The organism is Acidocella sp., assembly GCF_036489515.1.
Classification (GTDB): Bacteria; Pseudomonadota; Alphaproteobacteria; order Acetobacterales; family Acetobacteraceae; genus Acidocella.
The window spans coordinates 1-7,929 of sequence record NZ_DASXFO010000069.1; the positions used below are offsets into that span (position 1 = coordinate 1).

Annotated in this window: 9 protein-coding genes; 3 read left to right on the top strand and 6 right to left on the bottom strand. The window is 64.8% G+C overall.

The features are described from left to right. Window positions 1-392: hypothetical protein (locus VGG47_RS11290; protein WP_331538543.1), on the top strand; the 392-nt coding region annotated here is incomplete at its 5' end. Between the two features lies 1 nt (window position 393). On the opposite strand, the gene dut is transcribed toward VGG47_RS11290, so the two are convergent. Genes dut through VGG47_RS11305 form a run of 3 tightly spaced genes read right to left on the bottom strand, consistent with a single transcriptional unit; the run spans window position 394 to window position 2,770 of the window. Then, entirely contained in the window at window positions 394-843 is a 450-nt protein-coding gene (dut, locus tag VGG47_RS11295; RefSeq protein WP_331538545.1) for a dUTP diphosphatase, read from the bottom strand. Then, a complete protein-coding gene (gene coaBC, locus VGG47_RS11300) occupies window positions 840-2,021 on the bottom strand; it encodes a bifunctional phosphopantothenoylcysteine decarboxylase/phosphopantothenate--cysteine ligase CoaBC (protein ID WP_331538548.1) in 1,182 nt (393 codons plus the stop codon). Before coaBC ends, dut begins: the two co-directional genes overlap by 4 nt. Then, window positions 2,018-2,770 (bottom strand): class I SAM-dependent methyltransferase, encoded by a 753-nt coding sequence (locus VGG47_RS11305; RefSeq protein ID WP_331538550.1) that lies wholly within the window; start codon window positions 2,768-2,770, stop codon window positions 2,018-2,020. The genes coaBC and VGG47_RS11305 overlap by 4 nt, the downstream gene beginning before the upstream one ends. A 25-nt stretch (window positions 2,771-2,795) precedes the next feature. On the opposite strand from VGG47_RS11305, the gene mutM reads away from it, so the two are divergent. Beyond that, the gene (gene mutM / locus VGG47_RS11310; RefSeq protein WP_331538552.1) at window positions 2,796-3,620 is read left to right on the top strand and encodes a bifunctional DNA-formamidopyrimidine glycosylase/DNA-(apurinic or apyrimidinic site) lyase; all 825 of its coding nucleotides are present in this window, start codon (window positions 2,796-2,798) and stop codon (window positions 3,618-3,620) included. 47 nt (window positions 3,621-3,667) lie between these two features. On the opposite strand, the gene VGG47_RS11315 is transcribed toward mutM, so the two are convergent. Continuing rightward, on the bottom strand, window positions 3,668-4,474 hold the full coding sequence (locus tag VGG47_RS11315) for a helix-turn-helix transcriptional regulator (protein WP_331538554.1): 807 nt from the start codon (window positions 4,472-4,474) through the stop codon (window positions 3,668-3,670). Between the two features lie 85 nt (window positions 4,475-4,559). On the opposite strand from VGG47_RS11315, the gene VGG47_RS11320 reads away from it, so the two are divergent. Continuing rightward, window positions 4,560-5,333 carry a class I SAM-dependent methyltransferase gene (locus VGG47_RS11320; protein ID WP_331538556.1) on the top strand — a complete coding sequence of 258 codons (774 nt, stop codon included), beginning with the start codon at window positions 4,560-4,562 and terminating at the stop codon, window positions 5,331-5,333. Window positions 5,334-5,455: 122 nt separating this feature from the next. On the opposite strand, the gene VGG47_RS11325 is transcribed toward VGG47_RS11320, so the two are convergent. Both VGG47_RS11325 and VGG47_RS11330 read right to left on the bottom strand, forming a co-directional pair. Continuing rightward, window positions 5,456-5,923 carry a peroxiredoxin gene (locus VGG47_RS11325; protein ID WP_331538558.1) on the bottom strand — a complete coding sequence of 156 codons (468 nt, stop codon included), beginning with the start codon at window positions 5,921-5,923 and terminating at the stop codon, window positions 5,456-5,458. Continuing rightward, window positions 5,923-7,929: glutamate-ammonia-ligase adenylyltransferase (locus tag VGG47_RS11330; protein WP_331538560.1), on the bottom strand; the 2,007-nt coding region annotated here is incomplete at its 5' end. The genes VGG47_RS11330 and VGG47_RS11325, both read right to left, overlap by 1 nt.

Below are 7,929 nucleotides of genomic sequence, written 5' to 3' on the forward strand. Positions count from 1 at the left end.
CCGCCATCATGGCCGGGCCTGAGGAACAGGTCGGGTTTGAATATGACCTGACCGTGCTGATCCCGCCGCTGCCTGCGCCCAGGGGTAAACATGCGGAGGCGGTTTCGGCTCAATGCGATGTCCTGCCGGTCACCGGCACGCTCTCTTTCCCCAACCCGGCGGCGCCGGTCATCTCGCCCTTCATCGGGGTGATTTTCCTCTACAACAACTCACCGGCCATCGGCTTCGCGCTGAACATGATCGCCAACAGCACGGAGGGTTCGCCGCTGCCCTTCAGCATGAATATGGCCTTCCCGGCCTCACCGCTTTATTTTTATTCCGGTGCCATCGGCTTCGGCGCCTGGCCCGGCCCGCTCAGCGAGACCACGGCCAGTTTTCTCGCCCCGCAATAGGCTAGTGGCCCGTACTGCCAAACCCGCCCGCGCCACGGGCGGTCGCGTCTAAATCCTCGACCTCTTCCCACACGGCGCGCACCACCGGCGCCAGCACGGCCTGGGCGATGCGCATGCCGCGTGTCACGGTGAAGGCTTCCGCGCCGGTGTTCATCATGATCACCTGGACCTCGCCGCGATAGTCCTCATCGATCGTTCCAGGGGCGTTCGGCAGCACGATGCCGTGCTTCAGCGCCAGGCCCGAGCGCGGGCGGACTTGCAGCTCGAACCCCTCGGGCAGGGCCATGGCGAAGCCGGTCGGGATCAGCGACCGGCCGCCGGGCAGTATGGTGACCGGCGTGTCCACCGCCGCCAGCAGGTCCATGCCCGCGGCGCCGGTGGTGGCGTAGGCGGGCAGATCGAGCCCCTGGCCATGCGGCAGGCGGCGGATCTTGATCTCGTAGTCGGTCATGAAAAAACCTGTCCTATTCTTTGGGCGAGTTTTTCGGCGACGGCGTGCTTGTCCATCACTGGCCAAGCCTCGGCGCCGGTTTCGGTGAGGAGCAAAACCTCGTTGCGCTCGCCGCCCATGATGCCGGTGCCGCCGACATCGTTGGCGACGATCCAGTCGCATTTTTTGCGCGTCCGTTTCGCCTGGGCATAGGCTTCGAGGTTCTCGGTCTCGGCGGCGAAGCCGACGACCAGACGCGGCCGGTGCGGACCGGGTGCGGAAAGCCGGGCCAGAATGTCGGGATTTTCGCTGAGATGCAGGGTCGGGGCGTGCGCGTCTTTTTTCAGTTTCTGCGGCGCCGCCTCCACCTTCCAGTCGCCCACCGCCGCGGCGCAGACCGCGATGTCCGCCGGCAGCGCCGCCTCCACCGCCGCCAGCATCTCTGCGGCCGTCTCGATATGGATGGTCGTCACGCCGGGTGGGTCCGGCAACGTCACCGGGCCGCTCACCAAGGTCACCCGAGCGCCCAGGGCGGCGAGGGATGCGGCGATGGCATGGCCTTGTTTGCCGGAGCTGCGGTTGGCGATGTAGCGCACCGGGTCGATCGGCTCATGCGTCGGCCCGGAGGTGACGATGGCGTGTTTGCCCGTGAGCGGTCCCGCATTCCCGAGCGCGGCCTCGATCGCGGCGTAAATAACTGGTGGTTCGGCGAGGCGCCCGGGGCCGAACTCGCCGCAGGCCATCGGCCCTTCCTCAGGCGGCACCACGAGCACACCGCGCGCGGCCAAAAGTTCCATATTGGCCTGCGTCGCCTGGTGCAGCCACATCCGCACATTCATCGCCGGCGCCACCAGCACGCGCTTGTCGGTGGCGAGCAGCAGGGTGGTGGCGAGATCATCCGCCAGCCCCGCCGCCATTTTCGCCAGAATGTCCGCGCTCGCCGGGGCCACCACGACCAGATCCGCAGCCCGAGACAGTTCGATATGGCCCATCTCGCTTTCATCGGTGAGCGAGAAGAGGTCTTCATACACCTTGGCGCCGGTCAGCGCCTGCAGGGAGAGCGGGGTGACGAAGTGCGCGCCGGCGCGCGTCAGCACCGCGGTAACGCCGTAGCCGCCCTTGGTCAGCAGCCGCACGAGCTCCAGCGATTTGTAAGCCGCAATCCCGCCGGAGACGATCAGCAGGATGCGGCGCGTCACAGGCGCCAGCCCTGATGGATCGCCGCGATTCCGCCCGAGAGGTTGCGATAGGTCACACGCTCCAGCCCCGCGGTCTCCATCATGCCCTTCAGCGTCTCCTGGTCGGGGAACATGCGGATGCTCTCGGCCAGGTATTGGTAGCTCTCGGCATCGCCCGCCACCATCGAGCCCATGCGCGGCAGCGCCTTGAACGACCAGGTGTCGTAGAGCTTCTCGAACGCGGAAATCTGCAGCTTCGAGAATTCCAGGCAGAAGAATTTCCCGCCCGGTTTCAGCACCCGCCGCGCCTCGGCCAGCACCTTGTCTTTATTCGTGCAGTTGCGCAGGCCGAACGCCATCGACACGCGGTCCACCGAACCGTCGGGGAGCGGAATGGCCTCGGCGTCCGTGACCATGAAGGTGATGTCCGCCAGCAGTCCACGCCCGGTCGCGCGGTCGCGGCCGACGCTGAGCATCGCGGCGTTGATGTCGGACAGGATCGCCGGGCCGCCGCCTTTTTTCAGCCAGCCGAAGGTGATGTCGCCAGTGCCGCCGGCGAGGTCGAGCAGGCTGCGAGTCGGACGCGGGTCGAGCGCCTGGATGAAGTCGTGCTTCCACAAACGATGCACGCCGAGCGACATCAGGTCGTTCATCACGTCGTATTTGCCGGCGACGGAATCGAACACTTCCCGCACCATTGCGCGTTTTTGTGACCGCTCGACGGTCCGGTAGCCGAAATCTACTGTCTGGGGGGAGTTGTCGCTTGCCATGGACCCACTATAGCCTTGTTTCGCCATGCCGGAACTCCCCGAGGTTGAAACAGTCATGCGCGGCCTGGACGGGTATCTGACCGGAAAGGTGATCACGCGCGCCACATTGCACCGACCGGATCTGCGGTTTCCGGTGCCGGGAGAACTGCCCGCGCTGCTGACCGGCGCCACCGTGCGCGGCTTCCGCCGCCGCGGCAAATATTTTTTCCTCCGCCTCGACAGCGGTATGTCGGTGCTGATCCATCTTGGCATGTCCGGCCGCATGGTGCTGGCCGGCGCACCGATGCTGCACGAGCATCTGACCATCGAGACGGCGGATGGCGGCCGTGTCGGCTTCGTCGATCCGCGGCGTTTCGGCGCGCTGGATGTGATCGCCACCGCGGATGAGGACACGCACAAACTGATCGCCGCCATGGGGCCGGAGCCGCTCGGCAACGAATTTTCAGCGCCCGTGCTGCTTGCGGCGCTGCACGGCAAGACCGTGTCGATCAAGGCGGCGTTGCTGGACCAGAAAATCGTTGCCGGCATCGGCAACATCTATGCGAGCGAGGCGCTGTTCCGCGCCCGCATCAGCCCGCGCCGCCTGGCCGGCACGCTCGGCGGTGCGCGTGTCGAGCGCCTGGTCCCGGCGATCCGGCAGACGCTGACCGAGGCGATCGCCGCCGGTGGTTCTTCGCTACGCGACTACGTACAGCCGAATGGTGAACTCGGTTATTTCCAGCATGCCTGGAAGGTCTATGGCCGCACCGGAGAGGCCTGCGAACGCTGCCCCGGCGCACCCTGCGCCGGCATACGCTGCCTCACGCAAGGTGGGCGCAGCAGTTTTTATTGCGCGAAAACGCAGCGTTAGAGCAAGTAAGTGGCCGCTTTTTGGAAAAAGCGGCGCAAAAACTTTTGCTATGCTGGGCCACGGGTGTTGTCGCTGACAATGCCCGTGGCCGGGAGTAACGCCACCAGCTTGTACTCGGTGTACGAAGCTGGGGTTAGGGTGGACTGGGTGTAGCGCAGCATGCCGCGGATCGGGTGGATAAAAACCCGTGCCCCGCCCTCACGCGCTTGCACCACATGACTGGTCCAAAACCGTGCGAAATCCTGACTCTCCTGCCGCAAATCTGCAATCAGCGCACGCCGCTCCGGCATCTCAGGGGCAGAGGCCGTTTCGGCCCGAAATTCGGCAGCCAACCGTCGCGCCCGCGCCTCCCAGTCTGCGATGAAGTTTTTTGCGTCTTGGTGCAAAAACACAAAGCGCAGTAAATTAGGCTCGCCGCTCTCATGCCATGGCTGGAACAGGTCTTGCGCTGCTTTGTTCCAGCCTTTCGCGGTATAAATTCCGTCCAGCAAATAGGCCGGCGCGTTTATTTCGTGCAGCAAGGCAAGCAATTCTTCGGGCGCTGATGCGGTCACCGGCTCCGGTGGTGCAGGAGCCGGGTCGCGCTTGCGCGCAAGCTCGAACAGATAACCCCGTTCCGCCGCACTGAGCTGTAAAACCGCGGCCAGACGGGAGAGCGCCGTGACAGAGAGTGAGATTTCCCGCCCTTGTTCCAACCAGGTGTACCAGGTGGTGCTGATCCCCGACGCGTCCGCCACCTCCTCCCGCCGCAAGCCAGGCGTTCGACGACGGCCGGGCGACGCAGGCGGCATCGCCTCGCGCCTGGCGCGCAAAAAATCGCCCAGGAGCCGGCATTGTTCGGCGTATGCGTCCATGGGGGTTTTTATACCAGGATATTTTTGTTCGTTATACCAGTTTATTTTTCGTCGTAGAAAGGCTCAGCAATCGAGGAGGGTTAGAGTGAGCCAATCGAGCCAAGACTTCGCGTCCACGCAATATGGTCCTCGCGCCGCGGATTACGTCAGTAGTTCGGTCCACAGCAACGGGGCCGATCTCGATCAAATCGAGGCGCTGGTCAGCGGTCACCCCAATGCCATAGCGTTGGATCTGGGGTGCGGCGGCGGTCATGTCTCCTACCGCGCAGCGCCGCATGTGGCGCGCGTGGTGGCGTGCGACGTGACGCCTGCGATGCTGGAAGTGGTCCAAAAGACCGCCGCCGAACGTGGCCTGAGCAACATTTCTGTCAAACAGACCTCTGCTGAAACGCTGCCATTCGACGCCGGAACCTTCGATTTCGTGCTCTGCCGCTTCACCACGCATCACTGGCAGAACATGGAAGCAGGCCTGCGTGAAGCGCGGCGCGTGTTAAAGCCGGGCGGGACGGCTATTTTTGTCGACACCGTTGCCCCTGCCATCCGCGTATTGGATACGCATCTCCAAGCCATCGAACTGCTGCGCGACATCTCGCATATCCGCAACTATTCAGTTGCGGAATGGATTTCTGCTCTCTCCAGAAGCGGTTTTTCACTGCAAAGCGCCACAATCCGCAAGCTCCACCTCGAGTTTGGTACATGGATTGCGCGCACGCGCACGTCACCGGACAACGCGGATTCCATATTGCGCCTGCAACGCAACGCCCCGGATATCGTGCGCGAGCATTTCGCTGTCGCCGCAGACGGCAGCTTCGACATTGAGTGCGCAAGCTTCGTGGTAAGGGAAGCAGCCGCTTTTTGAAAAAAGCGGCGCAAAAACTTTTGATACGCTGGGCCATGGGCGTTATCGCCGACAACGCCCATGGCCCAGGTTAGCAAAGTTTTTTTGCTACTTTTTGTTCACAAAAAGTAGCCTTTCTTAGCTTATTTTAGCTCGTTGACGGCCTGCAGCACCTCCGCCGCATGGCCGGCGATTTTCACTTTTGGCCAGATTTTGGCGACCTTGCCGGTGGCGTCGACCAGCACGGTCGAGCGCTCGATGCCCATGTATTTTTTGCCGTACATGGATTTCTCGACCCAGGCGCCGTAGGCGCCGATGACCTTCGTTTCCGGGTCGGAGGCGAGCGGGAAGGTGAGGTTATATTTTCCCGCGAATTTTTCGATCGGTTTCATTTTGTCCTTGGACACGCCGATCACCGTCACGCCGGTTGCGCCGAGCTGGGGCAGCGCTTCTTCAAAGGCGCAGGCCTCCTGGGTGCAGCCCGGCGTGTCGGCGCGCGGGTAGAAATACAGGACGAAGGGTTGGCCCTTCAGCGCATCGCGGCTGACGGTGCGGCCGGCCGAGGCGGGGAGGACAAAATCAGGCGCGATATCGCCGATGGCGAGGGTCATTACAAAGCTCCGTGGTTGATGTGGCGTTCGAAACAGTCGCGCACCGCCGCACCGGCGTGGTCCATGGCGGCGGTGAGAGCGGGCAGGTCGTCAAGGTTCGTGGCGCGCAGCAGCGGTGCCGCCATGGCGGGCGGCGGCCGCATGGCCTGGTCGCGCAACCCGGTGATGCGGTTGATGCCCTGCACGCTGCGCCACAGGTAATCCGCTGCCACCAGCTCCTGCACGTCTGCCGCAGGCAGATGACCGGCCGCCCCCAGTGCTTGCAGCGCTTCGGTGGTGTTGGCGCGGAACAGTTTAGGATCCGCCGGGCCGTGGACCAGTTGCAGCGCCTCGGCGATGAAGGCCAGCTCCATCATCCCGCCGGTCCGGGTTTTCAGGTCGAACGGCCCGCGCGGCGGCAATTCCGCCATCAGCCGGTCGCGCATTGCCACCGTGTCGCGGAGAATTTTTCGCGGCGAGTCCGGGCGGGCCAGAGCCGCATCGATCGCCGCGCGCAGCACGGCGGAAAACCCTGGGGTTGCCGCCAGCACGCTGGCGCGGGTCAGCGCCAAGCGCTCCCAGGTCCAGGATTCGTGGGCGTGATAATGCTCGAACGAGCTGAGCGAAACCGCTACCGGCCCCTGGTTGCCGGAGGGGCGCAGCCGCATGTCCACCTGATAGAGCGGCCCTTCCACCCCCTGGGCCGTCAGCGCGGCGGTGAGCGCATTGGACAGGCGCATGAAATACTGCGTCGGCGGCGGACCAGAAAACTCGGCATGGTCATAGATGAACATCAGGTCGAGATCCGAGCCCGCGAGCATCTCGCCGCTGCCGGCCTTGCCGAGGGCGACGATGCCGAAGGCTGTGCGTTTCAGCCTGCCATGGCGCAGTTGGTGCTGGGCGATCACCCGCGGCAGCAGCGTGCTGAGCGCCGCCGCCGCGAGGTTGCTGCGCAGGCGCCCGGCGTCATCGGCGTTCAGCCGGCCTTCCAGCGTCGCGACCGAAAGGTGGAATTCCTCCCGCCGCACGAAATGCCTTGTCACCGCCACGGCCTGCTCGAAATCCGCCGCATCCTGCAGCAGCCGGCGCAAGACCGGCTTCGGCGCGGCGTAACGGTCGCTGGGCGAGAGCAGAACTTCAAGCGCCTGCGCGTCGTTGGCCAGATGGTCGGCCAGCGCCGGGGCGGCGCCCAGCACGGCAGCGAGACGGCGCAGCAGCGCCGGGTTGTGCTGGAACAGCGAGAGCAGCTGGACGCCGGCGCGCTGCTGGCTCAGCAGCGTGTCGAAATGCGCGAACGTCTTGTCCGGGTCGGGCTGTTCGCTGAGCGCGTTGAACAGCGCCGGCAGCAGGGGCTCCAGCAGGTCACGCGCGCGCTGTGCGCGCAGCGCCGGCACCCGCCCACCCGACCAGGCGCGCAACCGTTCGGCGATATGCCGCGTATCCGCGAAGCCGAGCGCGGTGAGGTGTTCGGTGAAGGCGGCGTGCGGCGGCCCAGCCGCACCGGGATCGACCCAGCCGGCACGGGCCTCGTCATGGCCGGCATCGAAAAACGCCAAAAAATGCCCGTGTACCCGTGCCAGAAGCTGCGAGAATTCGCTGCGGAAATCGGGCGCATCGAGAAACACGGCAAATGAGTCCAGGGCCGCCTCGGTGCCCGGCAGGGCATGCGTCTGCCGGTCGGCGATCATCTGCAGCCGGTGTTCCACGCGCCGCAATTCGCGGTAGTCGGCGGCCAGTTCGGCGGCGTCGGATGCCGGCATATGGCCGCTCTTGGCCAGCGCGGCGAGGGCCGGCAGCGTCGCCGGGATGCGGAAGGCCGGATCCTGTCCGCCCCACACGAGGCTCAGAGTTTGCACGATGAATTCGATTTCGCGAATGCCGCCACGCCCCAGTTTGACGTCGTGCCCGAGCAGGCCGTGCGTTGCCTGCCGCGCGTCGATTTGCCGCTTCATGCCATGGATGTCGGAGACCGCCGCGAAATCCAGATGGCGCCGCCAGATGAAGGGGCGGATCGCTGCCAAAAACTC

Excerpts from the sequence above, each read along its gene's own strand:
- dut (WP_331538545.1), bottom strand. The coding sequence starts at position 843 with ATGACCGACTACGAGATCAAGATCCGCCGCCTGCCGCATGGCCAGGGG.
- VGG47_RS11305 (WP_331538550.1), bottom strand. The coding sequence starts at position 2,770 with ATGGCAAGCGACAACTCCCCCCAGACAGTAGATTTCGGCTACCGGACC.
- mutM (WP_331538552.1), top strand. The coding sequence starts at position 2,796 with ATGCCGGAACTCCCCGAGGTTGAAACAGTCATGCGCGGCCTGGACGGG.
- VGG47_RS11315 (WP_331538554.1), bottom strand. The coding sequence starts at position 4,474 with ATGGACGCATACGCCGAACAATGCCGGCTCCTGGGCGATTTTTTGCGC.
- VGG47_RS11325 (WP_331538558.1), bottom strand. The coding sequence starts at position 5,923 with ATGACCCTCGCCATCGGCGATATCGCGCCTGATTTTGTCCTCCCCGCC.